Source organism: Labrys monachus, assembly GCF_030814655.1.
In the GTDB taxonomy this organism is placed as follows: Bacteria; Pseudomonadota; Alphaproteobacteria; order Rhizobiales; family Labraceae; genus Labrys; species Labrys monacha.
Genome location: NZ_JAUSVK010000001.1, coordinates 2,011,758 through 2,033,014, shown reverse-complemented (window position 1 = coordinate 2,033,014; position 21,257 = coordinate 2,011,758). Strand labels below are relative to the sequence as shown.

21 protein-coding genes are annotated in these 21,257 nt (G+C 67.4%); 6 read left to right on the top strand and 15 right to left on the bottom strand.

Annotated elements, in window-relative coordinates; all coding sequences use genetic code 11:
• The first annotated feature begins 12 nt into the window (after positions 1-12).
• Positions 13-786, top strand: a complete 774-nt coding sequence (locus J3R73_RS09220) for an SDR family NAD(P)-dependent oxidoreductase (protein WP_307425378.1) — start codon at positions 13-15, stop codon at positions 784-786.
• Positions 787-806: 20 nt separating this feature from the next.
• Here the strand turns inward: J3R73_RS09220 and J3R73_RS09215 are convergent, their stop codons facing one another.
• The 8 genes from J3R73_RS09215 to J3R73_RS09180 form a co-directional block, all read right to left on the bottom strand.
• Positions 807-1,958 carry a mandelate racemase/muconate lactonizing enzyme family protein gene (locus J3R73_RS09215; protein ID WP_307425375.1) on the bottom strand — a complete coding sequence of 384 codons (1,152 nt, stop codon included), beginning with the start codon at positions 1,956-1,958 and terminating at the stop codon, positions 807-809.
• A gap of 84 nt (positions 1,959-2,042) precedes the next feature.
• Complete coding sequence (locus J3R73_RS09210) at positions 2,043-2,822, bottom strand: SDR family NAD(P)-dependent oxidoreductase (protein WP_307425372.1); 780 nt, start codon at positions 2,820-2,822, stop codon at positions 2,043-2,045.
• A complete protein-coding gene (locus J3R73_RS09205; RefSeq protein ID WP_307425370.1) occupies positions 2,819-3,622 on the bottom strand; it encodes an ABC transporter permease in 804 nt (267 codons plus the stop codon). Before J3R73_RS09205 ends, J3R73_RS09210 begins: the two co-directional genes overlap by 4 nt.
• A gap of 3 nt (positions 3,623-3,625) precedes the next feature.
• Positions 3,626-4,465, bottom strand: coding sequence for an ABC transporter permease (locus J3R73_RS09200; protein ID WP_307425368.1), 840 nt, complete (start codon positions 4,463-4,465; stop codon positions 3,626-3,628).
• The gene (locus tag J3R73_RS09195) at positions 4,465-5,517 is read right to left on the bottom strand and encodes an ABC transporter ATP-binding protein (RefSeq protein WP_307425365.1); all 1,053 of its coding nucleotides are present in this window, start codon (positions 5,515-5,517) and stop codon (positions 4,465-4,467) included. The genes J3R73_RS09200 and J3R73_RS09195 overlap by 1 nt, the downstream gene beginning before the upstream one ends.
• 2 nt (positions 5,518-5,519) lie before the next feature.
• A complete protein-coding gene (locus J3R73_RS09190) occupies positions 5,520-6,731 on the bottom strand; it encodes a mandelate racemase/muconate lactonizing enzyme family protein (RefSeq protein ID WP_307425363.1) in 1,212 nt (403 codons plus the stop codon).
• A gap of 289 nt (positions 6,732-7,020) precedes the next feature.
• On the bottom strand, positions 7,021-8,079 hold the full coding sequence (locus J3R73_RS09185; RefSeq protein WP_307425360.1) for an extracellular solute-binding protein: 1,059 nt from the start codon (positions 8,077-8,079) through the stop codon (positions 7,021-7,023).
• Positions 8,080-8,119: 40 nt separating this feature from the next.
• Positions 8,120-8,794, bottom strand: a complete 675-nt coding sequence (locus J3R73_RS09180) for a GntR family transcriptional regulator (protein WP_307425357.1) — start codon at positions 8,792-8,794, stop codon at positions 8,120-8,122.
• A 204-nt stretch (positions 8,795-8,998) separates the two neighbouring features.
• Between J3R73_RS09180 and J3R73_RS09175 the strand changes: the two genes are divergently transcribed.
• Positions 8,999-9,181, top strand: coding sequence for a hypothetical protein (locus tag J3R73_RS09175; protein WP_307425355.1), 183 nt, complete (start codon positions 8,999-9,001; stop codon positions 9,179-9,181).
• 131 nt (positions 9,182-9,312) lie between these two features.
• Here J3R73_RS09175 and J3R73_RS09170 read toward each other — a convergent pair whose 3' ends face one another.
• Positions 9,313-10,416: a LacI family DNA-binding transcriptional regulator gene (locus J3R73_RS09170; protein WP_307425352.1), complete on the bottom strand. Its 1,104-nt coding sequence runs from the start codon at positions 10,414-10,416 to the stop codon at positions 9,313-9,315.
• Positions 10,417-10,529: 113 nt separating this feature from the next.
• Between J3R73_RS09170 and J3R73_RS09165 the strand changes: the two genes are divergently transcribed.
• The 3 genes from J3R73_RS09165 to J3R73_RS09155 all read left to right on the top strand — a co-directional run bounded on the left by J3R73_RS09165 (position 10,530) and on the right by J3R73_RS09155 (position 14,200).
• Positions 10,530-11,348 carry an ABC transporter substrate-binding protein gene (locus J3R73_RS09165; protein ID WP_307425350.1) on the top strand — a complete coding sequence of 273 codons (819 nt, stop codon included), beginning with the start codon at positions 10,530-10,532 and terminating at the stop codon, positions 11,346-11,348.
• A gap of 124 nt (positions 11,349-11,472) precedes the next feature.
• Positions 11,473-13,017 carry an amino acid ABC transporter permease/ATP-binding protein gene (locus tag J3R73_RS09160; RefSeq protein ID WP_307425347.1) on the top strand — a complete coding sequence of 515 codons (1,545 nt, stop codon included), beginning with the start codon at positions 11,473-11,475 and terminating at the stop codon, positions 13,015-13,017.
• 49 nt (positions 13,018-13,066) lie between these two features.
• Positions 13,067-14,200, top strand: coding sequence for an NAD(P)/FAD-dependent oxidoreductase (locus J3R73_RS09155; protein WP_307425345.1), 1,134 nt, complete (start codon positions 13,067-13,069; stop codon positions 14,198-14,200).
• Between the two features lie 40 nt (positions 14,201-14,240).
• Here J3R73_RS09155 and J3R73_RS09150 read toward each other — a convergent pair whose 3' ends face one another.
• Together J3R73_RS09150 and J3R73_RS09145 are read right to left on the bottom strand one after the other, a co-directional pair.
• The gene (locus J3R73_RS09150; RefSeq protein ID WP_307425342.1) at positions 14,241-14,843 is read right to left on the bottom strand and encodes a CatB-related O-acetyltransferase; all 603 of its coding nucleotides are present in this window, start codon (positions 14,841-14,843) and stop codon (positions 14,241-14,243) included.
• 38 nt (positions 14,844-14,881) lie between these two features.
• Positions 14,882-15,625: a hypothetical protein gene (locus J3R73_RS09145; RefSeq protein WP_307425339.1), complete on the bottom strand. Its 744-nt coding sequence runs from the start codon at positions 15,623-15,625 to the stop codon at positions 14,882-14,884.
• Positions 15,626-16,115: 490 nt separating this feature from the next.
• Here J3R73_RS09145 and J3R73_RS09140 point away from each other — a divergent pair, with 490 nt between their 5' ends.
• Positions 16,116-17,141 (top strand): aldo/keto reductase, encoded by a 1,026-nt coding sequence (locus J3R73_RS09140; RefSeq protein ID WP_307425336.1) that lies wholly within the window; start codon positions 16,116-16,118, stop codon positions 17,139-17,141.
• A 222-nt stretch (positions 17,142-17,363) separates the two neighbouring features.
• Here J3R73_RS09140 and J3R73_RS09135 read toward each other — a convergent pair whose 3' ends face one another.
• From J3R73_RS09135 to J3R73_RS09120, 4 genes are read right to left on the bottom strand one after another with little or no spacing between them, the layout of a single operon-like run.
• Complete coding sequence (locus J3R73_RS09135; protein WP_307425333.1) at positions 17,364-18,383, bottom strand: ABC transporter ATP-binding protein; 1,020 nt, start codon at positions 18,381-18,383, stop codon at positions 17,364-17,366.
• Positions 18,383-19,396: an ABC transporter ATP-binding protein gene (locus J3R73_RS09130; RefSeq protein WP_307425330.1), complete on the bottom strand. Its 1,014-nt coding sequence runs from the start codon at positions 19,394-19,396 to the stop codon at positions 18,383-18,385. Before J3R73_RS09130 ends, J3R73_RS09135 begins: the two co-directional genes overlap by 1 nt.
• Positions 19,393-20,262, bottom strand: coding sequence for an ABC transporter permease (locus J3R73_RS09125; protein ID WP_307425327.1), 870 nt, complete (start codon positions 20,260-20,262; stop codon positions 19,393-19,395). The genes J3R73_RS09130 and J3R73_RS09125 overlap by 4 nt, the downstream gene beginning before the upstream one ends.
• A complete protein-coding gene (locus J3R73_RS09120; protein WP_307425324.1) occupies positions 20,259-21,197 on the bottom strand; it encodes an ABC transporter permease in 939 nt (312 codons plus the stop codon). The genes J3R73_RS09125 and J3R73_RS09120 overlap by 4 nt, the downstream gene beginning before the upstream one ends.
• Positions 21,198-21,257 lie beyond the last annotated feature (60 nt).

The following is a 21,257-nucleotide window of genomic DNA, read 5'->3' as shown; positions in this document are numbered from 1 at the left end:
AGGAACAGCGCCATGGAGCCGAGCGAAACCACCCGCTACGCCAGCCTTCGGGCCCGCGCGGTCCTCGTCACGGGCGGCGGGTCCGGCATCGGTGCGGCCCTTGTGCGCGCCTTCTGCGAGCAGGGTGCCCGGGTCGGCTTTCTCGACATCGCCGCCGCGCCGTCCGAAAGCCTCGTACGGGCCATCGCCGGCGACGGCCTGCCGCCGCCCGTCTTCATGCCATGCGACCTGCGGGACATCGATGCCCTCCGGCAGGCGGTCGCGGCGATGAAGACGGCGATCGGGCCGATCTCCGTCTTGGTGAACAATGCCGCGCATGACGAGCGGCATGACTGGGCGGATGTCACGCCGGCCTATTGGGACGAGCGCTTCGCCGTCAATCTGCGCCACCAGTTCTTTGCGGCCCAGGCGGTGATCGACGACATGAAGGCGGACGGCGGCGGCTCCATCATCAACTTCACCTCGACCTCCTGGATGGTCGGCGTCGGCGGGATGGCGGCCTACACGGCCGCCAAATCGGGCGTGATCGGCCTGACGCGCAGCCTTGCCCGCGATCTCGGCCCCTTCGGCATCCGCTGCAACGCCGTCGCGCCGGGCTGGGTAATGACCGAGCGGCAGGTCAGCCTCTGGCTCACGCCGGAGAGCGAGAAGCGCCTTCTCGAGGACCAGTGCCTCAAGTTCAAGCTGGTCCCGGAGGATATGGCGCCTCTCACGCTGTTCCTGGCGGCCGACGACAGCCGCGCCATCACCAGCCAGACCTTCGTGGCCGACGCCGGCCTGCTGTGAGGGCCGCCGCGGACAGCTCCCTATGCGAACAGCGGCGCCGGGTCCGGCGTGTAGCGGGCGAGCTTGTCGCGGTCGATGGCGACGCCGAGGCCGGGGGCCTGCGGGATCGGCAGATAGCCTTCGGCATCGAGGGTGAAGGGCTCGGCGAGGATGCCGTCGACATAGGGGCTGCCGCCGATGAACTCGACCAGGTCGACATTCGGCAGGGCGTTGGCGATCTGCAGGTCGGCAGCGACGCCGAGCGCCGTGTTCCAGCCATGGCCGACATAGCGCACGCCGAAATCCTGCGCCATCCAGGCGATGCGCCGCTGCTCGCTGATGCCGCCGACCTTGGTCGCGTCGGGCTGCACGATGTCGAAGGCGCCGCGCGTCAGGAAGGGGATGAAGCTCTGGCGGCGGGTGAGCACCTCCCCGCCCGCGATCGGCACCGGGCTGACGCGGCGCAGATGGCAGAAATCCTCGAGCGCATCGGGCACCAGCGCTTCCTCGAACCAGCCGACATCGTAATCGGCCAGCATCTCGGCGGTGCGCATCGCCCATTTGAGGCCCTGCGGCCATTGGGCGTCGCTCGCCCCGGCATCGACGAAGAGCTGGGACTCCGCGCCGATGCCCTCGCGCGCGGCCCGCACGATGGCTTCGTCGAGCTTGGTGTCGCCCCGCCGGCCGAACGGCCCCCAGCCGATCTTGAAGGCGCGGAAGCCGCGGTCCCGATAGGAGGCGACGACCTCGCGCATCAGGCCGGGCTCCTCCATCAGCAGCGAGCAATAGGGCCTGACCCGCTCGCGATAGGTGCCGCCGAGAAGCCTGCCCACCGGCTGGCCGGTGATCTTGCCGAGGATGTCCCACAAGGCGATGTCGATGCCGCTGATCACATGGGTGAGCGTGCCGCCGCGCCCCATCCAGAAGGTGTTCTGGTGGAGCTTCTCCGTCACCCGCTCGGGCTCGAGGGCGTTTTCGCCGCGCCAGAGCGGCTCCAGCACGTCGAGGCCGGCCTTTGCCAGCCGCCCGTCGGTGAACACCGAGCCATAACCGGTGACGCCGGCGTCGGTGTGCACGGCGATGATGGCGTGGATCGAATCCTCCGGCTTGATCTCGGCCGACCAGCCGCCCTTCGGGCTTTCCCCGAGCAGAGGCGCGGCATGGATGGACCGGATGGTGACTTTCGAAGACATGGTAACCTCACTCGACACGGTCCGGAGAAGCCTCGGCTTTCCGGATTGAAGGATGCAACGGGACCGGCGCGTCGCTGCGCCGTTTCAGAAGGTGGCCGACACGCCGCCGTCGACGGGCAGGATCTGCCCTGTGACGTAGGTCGCATCGTCCGAGCACAGGAAGAAGGCCGGCCCGGCGATATCCTCGGGACTGCCGGCCCGCCGCAAGGGAATGCGGCCATATTTGATGTAGATATCCTTGAACCAGTCGGTGTCGTGCTCATGGCCCGATCCGTCCGGCAGCAGCGCCATGCGCGTGTCGATGAAGCCGGGCGCGAGGGCGTTCACCAGGATGCCGTCCGGGGCGAGGTCGCAGGCGAGCGCCCGCGTGAAATTGACCAGCGCGCCCTTGGCGGTGGAATAGGGTATGGAATCCGGCGCGCCCCGCAGACCCATGATCGAGGCGATGTTGAGGATCCGGCGCGGCCCGGGCGCCGCCTTGACCAGCGGAAGCATGGCGAGCGTGACCCGCACCGCGCCGTCCTGGTTGATGTCGAGCACCTTGCGGTAGCGATCCATCGTCATCGTCGCGATGCCGGTCATGTCGAGGATCCCGGCATTGTTGACCAGGATCTCGCAATGCCCGTGCCGTGCCCGAACGAGGTCGGCGAGCGCCGCCACCGAAGCCTCGCTGCCGATGTCCACGCGGGCGGCGATCGCGCCGCCGCCGATCGCCTTCGCCGCCCGTTCCGCCTCGGCTTCGTCGATATCGGCGACGACGAGCCTGGCGCCTTCCGCCGCGAGCCGTTCGGCGATGGCGCGCCCGATGCCGCGCGCGGCGCCGGTGACGACGGCAACCCGGTCCACAAGTCTCCGGCCGTTCATTCTTCATCCCTTTGGTCGGTCGATTTCAGGCGCATGCCGATCACGATGGTGAGCATGATCGAGACGAGAAGCACGATGGTGACGAGGGCATTGATCTGAGGCGAGAAGCCGACGCGCATCATCGCCCACAGGCGCAGCGGCAGCGTCGTGGTGTCGCCGGCCACGAACACCGAGATCAGCGTCTCGTCGAAGGAAAGCGTGAAGGCGAGGATGGCGCCCGTCGCCACCGCCGGGCGCAGCTGCGGCCACAGCACCCAGCGCAGCGTCTGCCAGCGCGACGCGCCGAGATCCGCCGACGCCTCGACGAGGGATTTCGCCAGGGATTGCAGCCGCGTCTGCACCAGCCGGAAGATCACCGCCAGCACGAACACCGTGTGCCCGATGATCAGGGTCGTGAAGCCCCGCTGCACGCCGGCGCCGACGAAGAAGATCAGCATCGAGAGGCCCGTCACGATCGGCGGCAGCAGGAAGGGGAGGTAGACGACGAGTTCGACCAGCCGCCGGAACAGCGCGCCCTCCCATTCGACATAGAGCGCGAGCACCACGGCGAGGATGGCGGCGAGGCATACCGCGATGCCGCCGACGATCGCGGTGGTGCGGATGGCGTCGAGGATCGACTGGTTGTCGAGAAGCTTGCCGTACCATTGGAACGAGACCGTCTCCCAATGGATGCCGGCGCGGTCGACGGTCACCACGGAGAACAGGGCGCCGATCAGCACGGGCGCATAGAGGACGAAGAGCGCGGCGCCGGCGATCAGGCCGAGCGCGACATCGGTGAGGCGTTCTGCGCGCGAATGCATCGGCTACACCCTCTGGCGCCGGGAGGCATAGCCGCCCGCCACGATCGCCACCAGCGAGACAGCGAACAGCGTCACGCCCATGGCGGCGCCGAACGGCCAGTTATAGGCGAGGCCGAACTGCGACCAGATCACCCGCCCGAAGGTGAAGCCCGAGGGGCCGCCCACCATCTGCGGCGTGATGAAGTCGCCGAGGGCGAGGACGAAGGCGAAGAGAGCGCCGGCAATGGTGCCCGGCAACGAGAGCGGCAGGATGACATGGCGGAACGTCGCCGCCAGCCCCGCCCCGAGATCGGACGAGGCCTGGATGAGATTGCGCGGGATGCGCTCCAGCGACAGGAAGATCGGCAGGATGACGAAGGGCAGGAAGATCACCGCCATGGTCATCAGGATGGCCGTCTGGTTGTAGAGGAAGAGCAGGCTCGGCCGGGCCAGGAGCCCGCTGCCGACCAGGATCTTGTTGAGGAAGCCGTCGAGGCCGAGGATCGAGCGCATCGTGTAGATCTTGACGATATAGCTCATGAACAGCGGCATGATGAAGAGCAGCAGCAGGACGTAGCGGCTGCGCCCGTGCCGGCGCGAGATGAAATAGGCGATGGGATAGCCGACGAGGAGATCGATCGCCGTCACTTCCGCGCACAGGACGAGGGTGAGCAGGAAAGTGCGCAGATAGGCCTCGTTGCCGAAGAAGGCGGCATAATTGGCCAATGTCGCCGCTGGAACGATCTGCTGGCCGTCCATGCGCCAGAACGACATCACCAGGAAGGCGACGATCGGCACCAGCACGAACAGCACGGGTGCGGCCATCACCGCGACGAAGGCGAGGATGCGGAGGGGAAGGCGCATCACCGTCTCTCCGCCGGCACGACGGCGATGTCGGCCGCCGCGATCGAAACGGTCACGGCCGAGCCGGGCGAAAGCCCGTCGCGCCCGCGATCGCTGGTGACCTTGGCGAGGAGCAGGCGCGCAGGGGCGCGCTCCGGCCGCAGCCGGACATGGGTGGTGGCGCCGACGAAGATCACGTCCTCGATCCGGCATTCGACCGCCAGGGCGTCCGGCCGGGCGCCGAAGGAAAGCTTCTCCGGCCTGACCGCGAGGTGCACCGGCCCCTCGCCCGCCGCGGCATCTGCCGGGAAGGATCCGAGTTCGCTGTCGATCGCCCCGTCGCGCAGGACCGCGCCGATGAGGTTGTTGTCGCCGAAGAAGCGGGCGACGAACGGCGTGTGCGGGGCGTAGTAGATTTCCTTGGGCGCGCCGATCTGCTCGATGCGGCCGCGATTCATCACCACGATGCGATCGGACATGGTGATCGCCTCGTCCTGGTCGTGGGTGACGAACAGGAAGGTGATGGCGATGCGCTTCTGCAGGTCCTTCAGGAAGATCTGCATGTGCCGGCGCATCTCGGCGTCGAGCGCGGCGAGGGGCTCGTCGAGCAGGATCATCTGCGGCTCGCAGACGATGGCGCGGGCGAGCGCCACGCGCTGCTTCTGGCCGCCCGAGAGCTGGGCCGGATAGCGGTCGAGCATGGCGCCGAGGCCGACGATGTCGAGCGTTTCGGCGGCCTTGCGGCGGATTTCCGCCTTGGGCCGTCCCCGCACCATCAGGCCGTAGCCGACATTCTGCTCGACCGTCATGTGCGGGAAGAGCGCATAGTCCTGGAACACGGTGTTGAAGGGACGCCGGTTCGTCGGCATCGCCGTGATGTCCTTCCCGGCGAAGCGCAGCCGGCCGGAGGTCGGCTGGGTGAAGCCGGCGGCGAGGCGCAGGATCGTCGTCTTGCCCGAGCCGGAGGGGCCGAGGATGGTCAGGAACTCCCGGTCGGCCACCTCGAACGAGGTCGGTTCGAGCACCGTGACCGTGCCGTAGCTCTTGGTGATGGCCTCGAACGCGAACGCCATGGTCAGGCGACCTGGTAGCGGCGCACGATGTCCCAGTCGACCTCGACGCCGAGACCTGGCTTCACGGGCAGCGGGATGGTACCGTCCTCGAGCAGGAGTTCCTCGGCCGCGAGCTCGCGCCGGAGCCTTTCATGGCAGAGCTGCGGCGGCAGATATTCGATGAAGGCGCAATGGTCGGTGACGAAGGCCAGATGTGCCGTCGCCGAGATGGAGATGCCGGTCTTCCAGCAATGCGGCACGATGAGCCGGCCGCGCTCGGCCGCCATGTCGCAGACGATCTTCGCCTCGCCGATGCCGCCGACGCGGCCGACATCGGGCTGGGCCACCTGCACCTTGCCGGCGTCGAGCAGTTCGGCGAATTCGTAGCGGGTGGCGAGCCATTCGCCGACGGCGACCTTCATCGGCGCCTCTTCGGCCACCCGGGCGATATCGGCGATGTTGTCGGACCAGATCGGCGTCTCCAGGAAGAAGATGTCGAACTCTTTCCAGTCCCTGACGACGGACAGGCAGGTTTCCGCGTCCTCCCACAGATATTGGACGTCGATCATCAGGGTGATGTCGGGCCCGATCGCCTTGCGCACGGCGGCGACGACCTCCGTATGCCTCTCATAGCTCTCGCGCATGCCGCCATGGGCATAGGGCCCGTTCATGGTGACTTCGCTCTTCATCGCCTTGAAGCCGAGCGCCTTGGCGTCGAGGGCGGACTGCACCAGGGCGTCGCGATATTCCTCGAAGCGATGGCCGGCGGGCTGCAGCGAGGCATAGGGCGTGATGCGGTCACGCGTCGCCCCGCCCAGCAGGGCGTGCACCGGCTTGCCGAGCGCCTTGCCGCAGAGGTCCCACAGCGCCATGTCGACGGCGCTCATGGCATGGATGACCATGCCGCGCCGCCCGTTCATGGCGGTGCCCAGATAGATCTTCTGCCAGAGCGGACCGATCTCGAACGGATCCGCGCCGATGAGGAGATCGCGGATGCTCAGGCCCATGGTGTGGGTGCCCGGCGCCTCGATGCAGGCCTTGGCCATCCACGGATTGGCGTCGCATTCGCCGACACCGACGACGCCTCCGTCGGTCGAGATCACGACGACGAGGCTGTCCTGCGCCGAGGAGGTGAAACGGGGATCGAAATCGGGCGCGAGCAGCGTGTGGCACTCGACCTTGGTGATCTTGAGCTTGGGCCGGGATCCGTCGATGACGGGCGAAATCGTACGCATGGGCATCCTGCTTGGAAAAACGGTGCGCCGGGCAGCGCCCGACGGATGGAGATTGTCAGGTCTCCGGACTGACTCGTCCGGCAGGCGGCGCGGTTCCGTGCCGGTCAGGGACCGGCACACCGGTGGGCGGGTCCCCGACCCGCCTGTCCCGGACCGCGCCGAACGGGATTGGCGAGGCCGAGCGACATCCGGCAGGCGGCGCGGTTCCGTGCCGGTCGGGGGACCGGCACACCGGTGGGCGGGTCCCCCGACCCGCCCCGCCCCCCAGGCCCGCGGTTTCGGAACGGCCTCAGGGCGCGGCCTTGACCTCGTTCCAGAGCGCGACACGCTTGTCGAAATTCTCAGGCGTCTGCAGGAAGGTCAGCTTGTCGGCATAAGTGAAGCCGTTGCGCTTGTTGGCGTCCTCGTCGGTGGTGTTGCCGTAGCTCTTCTTGTCGGAGAGGAAGCCGCCGACCTTCTTGTCGAGGCAGGCGTCGAGCCAGGCATTGGCGAGATCGACGTCGCGGGCGCCGGCCGAGACCACCCAGCAGTCGAGCCAGCCGATGGCCCCCTCCTTCGGGATGACGAAGGCGGCATCGACGCCCTTGGCCTTCAGGCTCGGCACCTGCGGCTCGCCCATCGAGAACATCGCCTTGATGCCGGACTGGGCGAAGATGCTGACGCCGTCGTCGAAGCCGGCATAATAGGTGAGCAGCAGCTTCTTCTGGTCGATCAGCTTCTGCTTGACCTGCGCGAACTGGTCGTCGCTCAGGTTGAAGGGGTCCTTGAAGCCGAGCACGATAGCGGCGAGCACGATATTGTTGTTGGCGTCGTCGAGCGCAATCAGCTTCTGCACATTGGCCGGGTCCCACATCACGGACCAGCTGTCGGGCGCGGTCGGGAATGCCGCCTTGTCGTAGACCAGCGGCAGCGAACCCCAGGCGAAGGGCAGGCCATATTGCTTGTCGCCGCGCATCAGCGGCGCGACCTTCTTGAAAGCCGGAGCGAGATTGGCGGCATTCGGGATCTTGGCGAGGTCGAGCACCTGGATCAGCCCGCCGTCGATATAGCGCTTGAAGCTCGACGTATCGAAGGCGACGACGTCGAAATCGGCGCCCTTCGAAGCCTGCATCTTGGCGAACATCTCGTCGACGGAACCGGTGTAGACCACCGACGCCTTGACGCCGTGCTTTTCCTCGAACGGCTTCACCCAATCGGGCTCCGCATAGCCCTCCCAGGTAAGGATGCGCAGTTCATCCGCCTTGGCCGAGGCCATGCGCGACACGAAGGGTGTGGCCAGGGCGGCCAGGCCGCCGGCGACGGCGGCGCGACGGGTCAGGGTAAACGAAGTATCGGAAAGCCGTGTCATCGTCTTATCTCTTCTGGATGGATGGAACGATTGTTGTTTTTCAAAGATCGAACGTCTTCAGGCCCGCGACATGCAGGTCTATCTCCTTGTCGATACCTTCGGGCGTCTTGTGCAGGAGAGCATCGATATAGTCGCGATGCTCCTTGACCACGCGGTCGAAATCGACGTCGCGATAGGTCTCGATCGAGAACATGATCAGCACATGCCGGGAAATGGCGTTCCACAGCGTGATCATCAGCGGGCTGCCGGCAATCTCGAACACGGCCGCATGAAAGGCGATGTCGGCCCGGTTGACCGAAAGCCAATTGCCCCTCGCCTGCTCGATGGCGGTCACGCAGACCTCGAGGCGCGCCAGGGCGGCGGGGTCGCTCTTGACGATATCGGCGGCGAGATGGGCGCCGAGGCGCTCGATCGCCACGCGCGCATCATGAAGCTGGCGCGCCCAGGGCGCATCGAAGGTGGCGACGCGCGCGCCGCGCCGCGGGGTGGCGACGACGATGCCCTGGCTGGTGAGGATGCGGATCGCCTCGCGCACCGGCACCCGGCTGACATGGAGCGCCGCCGCCAGTTCCGTCTCGATCAGCCGCTCGCCGGATACCAGGCGCCGCGCGGCGATGGCATCGACGATCTGGTCGGCGACCTGATCGGCAAACGTCGCCGAGCTGACCGGCAGGAAGCCTGAATCGTCGGAAGAGAGGATGGTTTGTACCGGCAATCTCGCGCACTCAATTTTGTATACAGAGTACGGTAGTTAGAATTCAGCATCCTGTCAACAAGCGGTGCGTCGGATCGTTCGGCACAGTTCCAAAGAACGTAGGAAGGGAAGCCGCGGCGGATGGCCGGCCCACGGCCGAATCGACGCAGTGCCATCGGGGTCCTGACCTGCTAAGCCTCGGCCTCCCGCAGGAGACGATCGGGCATGACGACGGGCAAAAGCACGCCACCGAGGCGACATGGCGACGGGCCGAAGATCGCCGCCCTCGTCTTCATCGCGCTCCTGGTCATCGGCGGCGTCTGGGTGTTCACCAGCCTGCAGAACGCCAACGACACCCTGAACTGCATCGCCTCCGGACGGACGAACTGCGATGTGCTGAACCGCTGAAGCCCTTTGCGGTTTGCCGGACCGGGACGCCGCGGGCCAGACCGCCGGAGCAAGACGGCGTTTCCCGGAAAGCGCCTCGCCCCGGTTGCGGCGAGCGCAAGGCCGGCCTGCGGATGGCGGGCGGGCGATTCCTACGGGGTCCGGGCTCGCCCTTCGACGGCATCGGCGGCAATCGGCGGGGAAACCGACTCGCGGCGGATGAGCGCCGTCTCCAGCACGCAGCGCCGCGGCGCGGACTTGTCGCCGCCGATGCGCTCGATCAGCATGCGCGCGGCCGCGTAGCCGAGCCGGTAGGACGGCTGCGACACCACCGTGACCGTCGGCGAAACGGCGCTCGTCCAACCCGCATCGTCGAACGTGATCAGCGACAGGTCCCGGGGCACTGCGAGGCCGACCGCCCTCGCCGCCCGGAAGACTTCGAGGGCGATCTTGCTGTCGGACGACAGGATGGCGGTGGGGCGGTCGGGCGCGCGCAGGAGTTCGAGCAGGATCTCCTGCGACTGCGCGGTCGTGGAGGCGCCGAGGCGGATCCGCAGGTCGGATTCGGCCAATCCCGCGGCTGCGGCGGCCTCGCGAAAGCCGGCGATGCGATTCTGGACGGTGGTCAGCACGATCTGCCCGGTGTCACTGTATCGCCCGTCGACCACGGATGTCGCGGTGATATAGGCGAGGCGCCGGTGCCCCGAAGCGATCAGCAGGCCGGTCGCCTCGCGTGCGGCCGCCTGGTCGTCGATGAGCGCGACGTCGACCGGCAGCCCGGGCACGTCGCGGTCGAGCAGCACGAGCGGGCATCCCTGCCCGAGCGCGTCCGCCAGATGGGCGCCGTCATGCATCGTGGCCGGCGCCACGATCAGCCCGTCCACGCGCTTGGCCAGGAAAACCCGCGTGGACGCCTTTTCGGCTGACGGCGTCTCGCTCGAGTTCGACAGGATGACGTCGAAGCCGGATGCCGCCGCCAGGTCGCTGATGCCGCGCACCGCCGAGCCGAAGAAAGGGTTCTCGATGTCGCCGACGATCACGCCGATGGTGCCCGAGCGCCCCGTGGCCATGGTGCGGGCAAGTTCGTTCGGGCGGTAGTCGAGACGGCCTGCCGCTTCCAGCACCCGCTGCTTCACGGCATCGCTGACGGAGCCATAGCCGCCCAGCGCCCGGGCCGCCGCCGCCTTCGATACCTGGGCGGCCCGCGCCACATCCGCCACGGTAACCGCGCGCCTGGCAGTGAATTCGTTGTCCATGCCCCGCCACTATCTCGTTTGATGCGGGAGCGTCAATGCCGATTCCGGATTGAAGAGACCGGTCTCACCGTGGTATGAGACCGCTCTCAATAACAAGACCAGAGGGTATCTGCATGAAAAAGCTCAATCGGCGCCAGCTGATGGCGGCTGCGGCGTTCGGCGTGCTGGCAGGCGTTGCGACGGGACGCGGCTTCGCGGCGGAGGTCGCCAACCCCTATCACCTCATCGACCCGACGATGATCAGCGTCGGCAGCATGGGCGACGCCAAGCCCTACACCTTCACCGATGCGAATGGCGAATTCGGCGGCTTCGATGTCGAACTGTTCCGGGACGTCGCCCGCCGGCTCGGCTTCGACAAGGATCACGTGACGTTCACCGGGCAGGACTTCTCGGCGCTGATGCCGTCGGTCGCCAACGGCCGCTTCGATGTTGCGGTTGCCGCGATCGGCACCACCGAGGCGCGCAAGAAGACGGTCGATTTCTCCGACGGATATCTTGCCGGCTACCTGACCGTCATCACCGCCGATCCGGCGATCAAGAACGCCGACGACCTCGCCGGCAAGCGTGTCGGCACCGTGCAGGGCACGCTGCAGGAAACCTATGCAAAGGCTCACTTCACCAAGTCGGACATCGTCGATTTCCCCGACAACAATTCGGCCATATCGGCGCTCAACAGCGGCACCGTGGACGCGCATTTCCTCGATTACGAGGCGGCCAAGCAATATGGCGAGCGCTTCAAGGGGCTGAGGCTCGCCATCAACATCCCCTCCTTCGACGCGCCCGCGGGCTTCGTGGTCAGGAAAGGCAATGATGCCTTTCGCGAGGCGCTGAACAAGGCCCTGCACGAGGCCATGCAGGACGGCACCTGGAAGAGGCTCTACATCAAATGGTTCCCGGGCTCGCCGATGCCCGAGCAGTATCTTCCCAAATAGCGCCGCTCGACAGGCGTCGTCGCGGCCGGGCCACGGCCGGGAGCGGGCAGGAATCCCCCCGCTCCCGCATCCCCGTGGCGATCGGCCCCCTTATTTCCTTCAAGCGTGCCGGAAAGACAGCCGCATGAGCTGGTTCGACATCATCCAACGCAGCTTCTTCGACTGGGACTCCATGGCGGCCGTCTTGCCGAGCATGCTGATGGTCGGCCTGAAGAACACGCTGCTGCTGGCCTTCGCCTCCACAGTGCTGGGCATCGTCATCGGCATGATCCTCGCGGTCATGGGCATTTCCCGTTCGATCTGGATCCGGACCCCGGCCCGCGTCTACACCGACATCTTTCGCGGACTGCCGGCGATCGTCACCATCCTGCTGATCGGCCAGGGCTTTGCCGGTATCGGGCGCCAGATCTTCGGGCCCTCGCCCTATCCGCTCGGCATCCTCGCGCTCAGCCTGATCGCGGGCGCCTATATCGGCGAGATCTTCCGCGCCGGCATCCAGAGCGTCGAACGCGGCCAGCTGGAAGCGTGCCGCGCCCTCGGCATGACCTATCCCAGGGGCATGCGCCTGATCGTCATTCCCCAGGGCGTGCGCCGCGTCCTGCCGGCTCTGGTCAACCAGTTCATCGGCAACATCAAGGATTCCAGCCTCGTCTACTTCCTCGGCCTGCTGGCATCGGAGCGGGAGCTGTTCCGCGTCGGCCAGGACCAGGCCGTGGTGTCCGGCAATCTGTCGCCGCTGATGCTCGCCGGCCTTTTCTACCTCGCCATCACCGTGCCCCTGACCCATGTGGTCAACGCCGTCGACCGCCAGTTGCGGTCCGGCCGCCGCATCACCACGGTCACCAGCGGCCTCGACGAGGTGAGGGAACTCGCCGACGCCACGCGGGCGGCCGAGGGCGCCCCTCTTCCCGAACGCGCTTCCGAAGACAGCGGCACCAGGCGCAAGGGCGCCTCGCTGGAGGTCGTCGGCCTGGACATGGCCTATGGCGACTTCAAGGTCCTGCGCGGCGTGAATCTGAAGGCCGAGGCAGGCAGCATCACCTGCGTGATCGGACCGTCGGGGTCCGGCAAGTCGACGCTGCTGCGCTGCCTCAACCGCCTCGCCGAGCCCGCGGCCGGCGATATCCGCCTGGACGGACGCAGCATCCTGCGCATGAAGGCCGACCTGCTGCGCCGCCGCGTCGGCATGGTGTTCCAGCAGTTCAACCTGTTCCCGGACCATACCGCGATCGGCAATGTCCAGCTCGCCTTGCGCAAGGTCCAGGGGCTTCCGGCCGCCGCGGCCCGGCGGATCGCGGAGCAGCGTCTCGCCGAGGTCGGGCTCGCGACCCGCATGCGCCATCGCCCGATCGATCTGTCCGGCGGCCAGCAGCAGCGCGTCGCCATTGCCCGGGCGCTCGCCCTCGAGCCGGAGCTGATGCTCTTCGACGAGGTGACGAGCGCGCTCGATCCCGAGCTCGTCAAGGGCGTCCTCAACCTGATGGCCGATCTCGGCAGGAGCGGCATGACCATGGTGGTCGTCACCCATGAAATGAACTTCGCGCGGCGGGTCGCCGACCAGGTGGTGTTCATGGACGAGGGCAAGGTCGTCGAGGCCGGCCCGCCCGACGCGATCTTCGGCAATCCCCGGAGCCCGCGCCTCCAGCGCTTCCTTTCGGAAATGCTCTGACCGAGCGCTCCCCCTCTCTTCCATTCTCCAAGACCTGAAAGCTCCTGATATGACCGCATCCCCTCCCGTTTCACGCGTCGTCGTCGTCGGCGGCGGCATTCTCGGCGTCTCGTCCGCCGTGCATCTGGCGCGCCTCGGCGTCTCGACGATCCTGGTGACGGACGGCCGGCCCGCGAACGGCGCATCGGGGCGATCGCTCGCCTGGCTGAATTCCTCGCGCCGGCGCTCCGATGCCTATCATCGCCTGCGCATGATCGGCATCGACCGCTACCGCAGCCTGGCCGCCAGGCATCCGGATGCCGCCTGGCTGCGCTTCGACGGTGGCCTGACCTGGGATGCGGACGACGACGACAACGACATCGCCGGGATCTACGCCCATGAGAAGGCCCTCGGTTATGATGCCGCCTTCCTGTCGGCAGAGGAGGTCGGCGCGGTGACGCCGGGTGTCGACGCCGGTTCGATCGCCGCCCGGGGAGCGATCTTCAACCCGGGTGAAGGCTGGGTCGACCTGCCTTCCCTGATCGACCTGCTGCTCGCGGAATTCCACGACAGGGGTGGCGCGCTGGTCACCGATGCCGGCAAGGCGACCGTCACCGTCACGGCGGGACGCGCCGGCGGCGTGACGATGGCGGACGGCCGGCGGTTCGAGGCCGACGCCGTCCTGCTGGCCGCCGGCGCCGACGTTCCCGCCATCGTCGCCCGGGAGGGCCAGCATATCGCGGACGGCACGCCGATCTCCTTGCTCGTGCGCACCCGGCCGGTCGCGCACGCCTTGCGCGCCGTCCTGAACACGCCCCGGGTCGCGATCCGGCCAACGCCGACGGGAGCCCTGGTCCTCGATTCGGCCTGGTCGGAGGAGGAAATCACCCGTCACCCGGACGGAAGCTTCGAGGTCAGGGACGCGACCATACGCGGCCTCCTCGCGGAGGCCTCGAAGGTCCTGGCGGGAAATCCGACGCTGGAGCTCGATTCCTACGGGGCCGGCCCCAAGCCCATTCCGGGAGACGGCGAACCGGTGTTCGGACCGCTGGAAGCCATTCCCGGCTACCATGTCGCCTTCAGCCACAGCGGCGCGACGCTCGGCCTGATCGCCGGCGAATTGCTGGCCGGCGAGATCGCCAGCGGAACGCCCCATCCCCTCCTGGCTCCCTTCCGTCCCGCACGGTTTGCCCGCGCGGCGTGACGCGTTCCGGAGGCTGGAGCGGCACCTGGCGCTCCAGCCGTCACGCCACGGCGTGCCGGGCGATGAACGCATCGACGGGCCCGTAGAGGCTCTCGCTTTCTCTCACGACCTTCTCGTCCTCCCAGTTCCACCACTCTATCCGCGACAGTGCGGCGATGACGGCGTCGGGAAAACGATAGCGAATCACCCGGGCCGGGTTGCCTGCGACGATGGCATAGGGCGGCACGTCTCTTGTCACCACCGCGCCCGCACCGACGACGGCGCCATCGCCGATAACGAGGCCGGGCAGCACCAGCGCTCGCTGGCCTATCCAGACATCGTTGCCGATCCGGCGGCCGACCGGCTTTCCGAACACCGTCACGCCGTGCTTGTGGCCCATGAGCAACTCACGGATCGGGAAGGTCGTCGCCCTGTCGGTGAAATGATGCCCGGCGCACATGATCAGTGCTTCCGCCGCGACCGAGCAGAACGCCCCGACCGTCAGACGGGATTCGAAGGATGGAAGAAAAACCGATTCGGGCGTGATCCCGTAAGTATGCCGTCCGATCGTCACGTATTTCTGCAGCTCGCGCATTTGCGCACTGCGGACCTTCTCTCGATTTCGCAAGTCCCTCTTGCGCAGAAAACGCTTGAGAATGGACATCGTCTCCCCCCGCTCCCGCTGCCCGCGCCACCGCGGTTTCAGCGCCAGATCCGTTCCCTGAAGCGACGCAGGCTCCGCCGCCATCCGCCGGGAACGGCGATATCCTCGGCCCGCCAGCGCAAGATGTCCCGCTGCTTCGGCGCCAGGCTGTCATAGAGATCGGTCTGGCCGTCATAGATCCAGATATTGGACTGGTTTCCTTTCCGAAACACATGGGGCACGCGCCGCGACTCCGCGAGGCGCAGAGTGCCGCTGTCGGGCGTCACCACCCATGCGCCGAGCCCGCGCGCGCGCACCGAATTCGTGATGGAGTCCTGACCCGACTCGAACGCCAGGCACTCCTCCCGAGTGGTGCAGATGCGCGGATATTCACGCAGCCGGGCGACGCGCATGAAGAAGCCGGTGGTTCGAATATGCGCGGAATACTCGAATGACGATGTCGACCCATACAGACCGTCCCCGTTCTCGTCCCGGGCCGCCACGAATGCTTTCAGCCAGGAGGGGCTCCTCGCATAAGAGGTGGATGAAAGGCACATGATCCAATCGTCGTCACCGAGGGAAAGCGACGCCCGCTGGTGCGCTCCGATATCCCGGCCCCCGCCGTCATAGTCGATGACCCTGTATTTCAGGCCCGAGAAGGCCTCGGCCAGGCTGCTCGTCAATCCGTTGTTGGAATTGACCAGGACAAGCTCGTGATCCACGCCCGGAGGAAATCGCGAATATGAATCGGAAAACCTTCTGACGGCTTGCCAATAGCTTTCGGGCTCGGGTGCGCCGGCCACTCTGCCTGGAATAACGAACGATAGCGCTATCACGAACTCCCCCGGCCTCGTCATCGGGCTCCGCAAGGCGGCGCCTGCCGACCATCAGCGATATCATACCGGATGCCTGGCTTCATGGCCGAAGAGGTGGCATAGCCATCCCCTTTGGCCTGTTGTTTTCGCCGGCCGCCCGACGAAGGCGATAATGTATCGGAGATGAGCGCCACCGGCCGGATCCGCACTCCTGCTCGGATGCTGCCAAGGCCGAAGCCCAGCCAACCCCGTTGAGGCAAGGCCTTCCTGTTCATTTGAAACAGTGAATCCCCGCAGGCCGCAAGGCACCGGTCGGATCGGTTCTCGGCCCGACCGGGGCCCGGGCTGACGCCTCGCGCTCGAACGGGATTGCTTCCGCCCGCGCGCTGCCGGATACAATCGGCGGGCAAGCGAGGACGACGGCGGCGAGGAGCCAATGCCGGCGTCTCAAAATCGCACCGTCGTGAGGAGACCCCCCGTGCCCGTCAATCTATCCGACTATCGTCAGCTTGGATCGAGCCGGCTGAAACTGCCGGTGCTCGGCTTCGGCTCCGCCCATCTCGGCGGCATGTACAACCGGGTCGGCGGGGATGTCGCCCATGCGACGCTCGAGGCGGCCTGGAACGGCGGCGTCCGCTATTATGATTCCGCCCCCTATTACGGCCTCGGCCTGAGCGAGCACCGCGTCGGCAGCTTCCTGATCGACAAGCCCCGCGACGAATTCCTGGTGACGACGAAGGTCGGCCGCGTCCTGCACCGCCCGGCCGATCCCCGGCATTTCGACCGCACGCCCTGGGGCGGCGGGCTGAATTTCGAGATCGAGTTCAACTATTCCTATGACGGCTTCATGCGGGCCTATGAGCAGAGCCTGATGCGGCTGGCGCTGGATACGGTGGACGCCCTGCTGATCCATGATCTCGACGCCCATTCGCATGGCGACAAATTCGCCGGCCGGCTGAAGGACCTGACCGACAGCGGCATGAAGGCGCTTGAGGAGTTGAAGCGCTCCGGCGACATCAAGGCGATCGGCATGGGCATCAATGTCGAGGAATCCCTCGACAACATCGCGCCCCTGGTCGATCTCGATTTCGTGCTGGTCGCCATGCCCTATACGCTGCTCGACCAGGGCGTCCTCCATACCGGCCTGAGGCGTTGCGTCGACCGCGGCATCGGCGTCGTCATCGGCGCGCCCTTCGCGTCCGGCATCCTCGCGACCGGCCCCGGGCCGACCGCGCGCTATCGCTACGGCATCGCGCCGGAGGAGATCCAGGACAAGACCCGCCGCATCGAGGCGGTCTGCCGCGCGCATGGCGTGTCGCTGCAGGCGGCGGCGCTGCAGTTCCCCCTCGCCCACCCCGCCGTCGCCTCGATCATCCCCGGCTCCGCCCGGCCCCAGGAAGTGGCGAACAACATCGCCTCCCTGCAGGTGCCGATCCCCGTCGCGCTGTGGGCCGACCTGCGGACCGAGGGCCTGATCGACAAGGACGCACCGGTGCCGGCATAGACGACCCGGCGAGGGCCGCGCCGCCCCTGATCCTCACCCCGAGCATTTCCCCAGGAAGAGTCCTCGCAAGCGGGGCGAAGGAAATGGCGGCGTTGCGTCATAAGAAGCGGGCTGCGAGACGCAAGCGTGGCGGATCTGTCCCGACGCCGATGTCTCCTCGCCCCGCTTGCGGGGAGAGGATAGAAATGAGGGGCTGCGCATCCCTGTCGAGACGTGCCGGCCCTATCCCGCCTCCACCCCGAAATCCGTCAGCAGGCAGGCGGCGCGGTGCGACGGCGTGCGCGGCGACAGGTTCGGCCGCTCCGTCGAACATCGTTCGAAGGCGTGGGGGCAGCGGGTGTGGAAGGGGCAGCCGGAGGGGATGTCGAGCGGGCTCGGCAACTCGCCCCTCGCCGCGGCGACGCGGCTGCGGCGCGACGGGTCGAGATCCGGCGCCGCATCGAGCAGCGTCTTCGTATAGGGATGGCGCGGCGAGGAGAAGAGGCTCTCAGTCGGGCCGATCTCGACGATCGATCCGAGATACATCACCGCGACGCGATGCGAGATATGGCGCACGAGGCGCAGGTCGTGCGCCACGAAGATCACCGTCAGATGGAGCCGCTCCTGCAGTTCGAGCAGGAGGTTGACGACCTGCGCCTGCACGGAGACGTCCAGGGCGGACACGAGCTCGTCGGCGACGAGGATCTCGGGTTCGACCGCCAGCGCCCGGGCAATGCCGATGCGCTGGCGCTGGCCGCCGGAAAATTCGTGCGGCAGCTTGTCGGCGGCATCGGGCGGCAGACGGACGAGGTCGAGCAACTGGGCCACCCGCGCCGGAATCTCGCTCGCGGGACGCATGCGATGCACCGACAGCGCCTCGGTCAGCACCTGGCGCACGGTCATACGCGGATTGAGCGAGCCGAACGGATCCTGGAAGATCATCTGGATGCGGCGGTTGAAATCGCGCCGCCTGCCGCCGCGCAGGGTCGAGATGTCCGTGCCCTCGAACCGGATCTGGCCATCATTCGGCTCGATGAGGCGCACGATGGTGCGGGCGAGCGTCGATTTCCCGCAGCCCGACTCGCCGACGATGCCGATCGTCTCGCCGCGCCGGACGTCGAACCGGACGGCATTGAGCGCATGCACGGCGCGCCGGGGACGGCCGGCGATGCGATCGAACGTCGTATAGGGCACGTCGAAGCGCACCACGACGTCGTCGATGGCGAGCAGCGGATTGGCGGATTGCGTCATGTCCACCGCCATCACGCAGCCTCCCGTCCCGCGAGGTCCTTGTAGCGCAGGCAGGCATTGGCCCGGCCCTGGCCGGTCTCGGCCAGTTCGGGGCGCCGGCCGGCGCAGATGTCGGTGCTGGCGCTGCAGCGCGGATGGAAGGCGCAGCCCGCCGGCATCGCGCCGAGCGAAGGCGGCGTCCCCTCGATGGAGAGGAGCGGCTGGCGCTCCCGCCCGCCATGCGGCACCGAGCCGAGCAGCCCCCGCGTATAGGGATGGTCCGGCCGCGCGAAGACCGGCCCCACCGGCCCGCTCTCGACGATCCGCCCGGCATACATCACCGCGACCCGGTCGCAGGTCTGCGCCACCACGCCGAGGTCGTGGGTGACGAGGATGACGCTCATGCCGAGCTGCTCGCGCAGGTTGAGGATGAGCTTGAGGATCTGGTCCTGGATGGTGACGTCGAGCGCCGTGGTCGGCTCGTCGGCGAGCAGGAGCTTCGGATTGCTGGCGAGCGCGATGGCGATCATCACGCGCTGGCGCATGCCGCCGGAGAACTGGTGCGGGTAGTCCGACAGGCGGCTGGCGGCGGCGGGAATGCCGACCATGTCGAGGAGCTCGACGGCCCGCGCCCGCCTCTCCCGCGACGACAGCCGGGTATGGGCGCTCAGGCTCTCGCCGATCTGCTGCTCGACGCTCATCACCGGGTTGAGCGCCGTCATCGGCTCCTGGAAGATCATCGCGATGTCGCGGCCGCGCACCTCGCGCAGGCGCGCCTCGGGCAGGCCGAGGAGATCGCGCCCCCGCCAGGTCACCGAGCCCTCGACGATGCCGGGCGCGCGCACGAGGCGCAGCAGGGACCGCAGGGTCAGGCTCTTGCCCGAGCCGGATTCGCCGACAAGGCCGAGCACCTCGCCGGGCTGGAGGTCGAGGTCGACATGGTCGACCGCCGTCAGGGAGCGTTTCCCCCATACGAAGCGCGTGGTGAGGCCCCGGATCGACAGGCCGGTATCTCTGGCGGGATCGGCGGTGGCTTGCCCGTTCATCGCTTCACCCTCAGCATGTCGGCGAGGCCGTCGCCCAGCAGGCTGAAGCCGAGCCCCGTCAGGACGATCGCCGCACCGGGGAAGATCGAGATCCACCACGCCGTCTTCATGTAGTTCTTGCCGTCGGCGATCAGCACGCCCCATTCGGCGGTCGGCGGCTGCGCGCCGAGGCCGAGATAGCCGAGGCTGGAGCCGAGCAGGATGCACAGGGCCATGTCGGTCATCCAGTAGACGATGGCGCCGGTCACCGCGTTGGGCAGCAGATGACGCAGCACGATGCGGCCGGTGCCGTAGCCCATCACCCGCGCCGCGGCAGCATAGTCAAGGCGCTTCTGGACCTTGAATTCGGCCACGATCAGCTTGGCGTAGAAGATCCACCCCACCAGGCTGACGGCGATGTAGAGATTGAGCAGGCCCGGCCCGAGCACGGCGACGATGGCGATCACCAGCACCAGGAAGGGAAAGGTGACGACCGCATCGACGATGCGCCCGAACACGGCTTCCAGCCAGCCGCCGACATAGCCGACGACCGCGCCGACCAGCGTGCCGAAGACAACCGGGAACAGCGTGCCGAACAGGGCGATCTGCAGGTCGACGCGATAGGCCCAGATGGTGCGCGACAGGATATCGCGGCCGAAATTGTCGGCGCCGAACAGGTGGGCGGCCGAGGGCCCCTTGAGGATGGCCTTGTAGTCGAAGGCGGTCGGGTTGTAGGGCGCGAAGAGCTGCGGGAAGACCGCCAGCAGGAGCGACAGCGCCAGGATCGCCGCACCGGCCAGGAAGGTCAGGGAAAGGCGGATGCGGCGCCTCGCCGCCTTGGCCGGAACGGCCGCCACCACAGGGCTCACGGGCTCGATCGCCGTCATTTCGCCACCCGCGGATCGAGCGCCGCCTGCAGGAGGTCGGTCGCCAGGAAGATCAGCGAGACGACGACCGCCAGCGCCATGGTGAGCCCCTGGATCACCGGATAGTCGCGGCCGTAGATGCTGTCGATCATCAGCCGGCCGACGCCGGGAATGGCGAAGACGGATTCGGTGATGACGGCGCCGCCGAGCATGGTGCCGACCATCGGGCCGAGCAGCGCGACGGTGGAGATCAGGGCGTTGCGCAGGACATGGCGTCCGAGGATGACGCGCGGCATCAATCCCTTGGCCCGGGCGAAATCGACATATTCGGCATTGAGGACGTCGACGATCGCCGAGCGCAGGTTGCGCATCAGCACCGCCGCCAGGCTGACGGCGAGCGTAAAGGCCGGCAGCAGGAGATGGTAGATCCTGTCGGGCCAGTTGTCGCCGTAGCCGCCCACCGGGAACCATTGCAGTTGCGCCGAAAACACCGTCAGCAGGACGAGGCCGATATAGAAGACCGGCATCGACAGCCCCACCTGGAAGGCGCCGCGGATGACCATGTCGGCGGCCCGGTCCCGCCGGAGGGCGGACACGAAGGCGAGCGGCACCGCGAGGAGGATCGCCATCGCCGTCGCCATCGCGCTGAGCAGCAATGTCGGCGGCAGGCGCTGGCCGATCAGGCTCCAGACCGGGATGCGCACGACATAGGACCGGCCGAGATCGCCGGTCGCCACCCGCCGGAGAAAGTCGACGAACTGGACGAGGACCGGCTGGTCGAGGCCGAGTTCGGCCTTCGACTGCGCCACCTGCGCATCGGTGACCCGGTCGCCCGCCGTGGCGCTGAGCGGATCGCCGGGCAGCAGGCGGACGATCAGGAACGTCACCACCAGGATGAAGATGAAGGTGGGGATGACCTGGAGAAGGCGGCGGATCACGAAGCCGGCGTTCAGCAAGGGCTCGACCTCCGGAATGTTCGGGTGATGGCCCGCCCCCCGCAACGGCCCCGGAGAGGG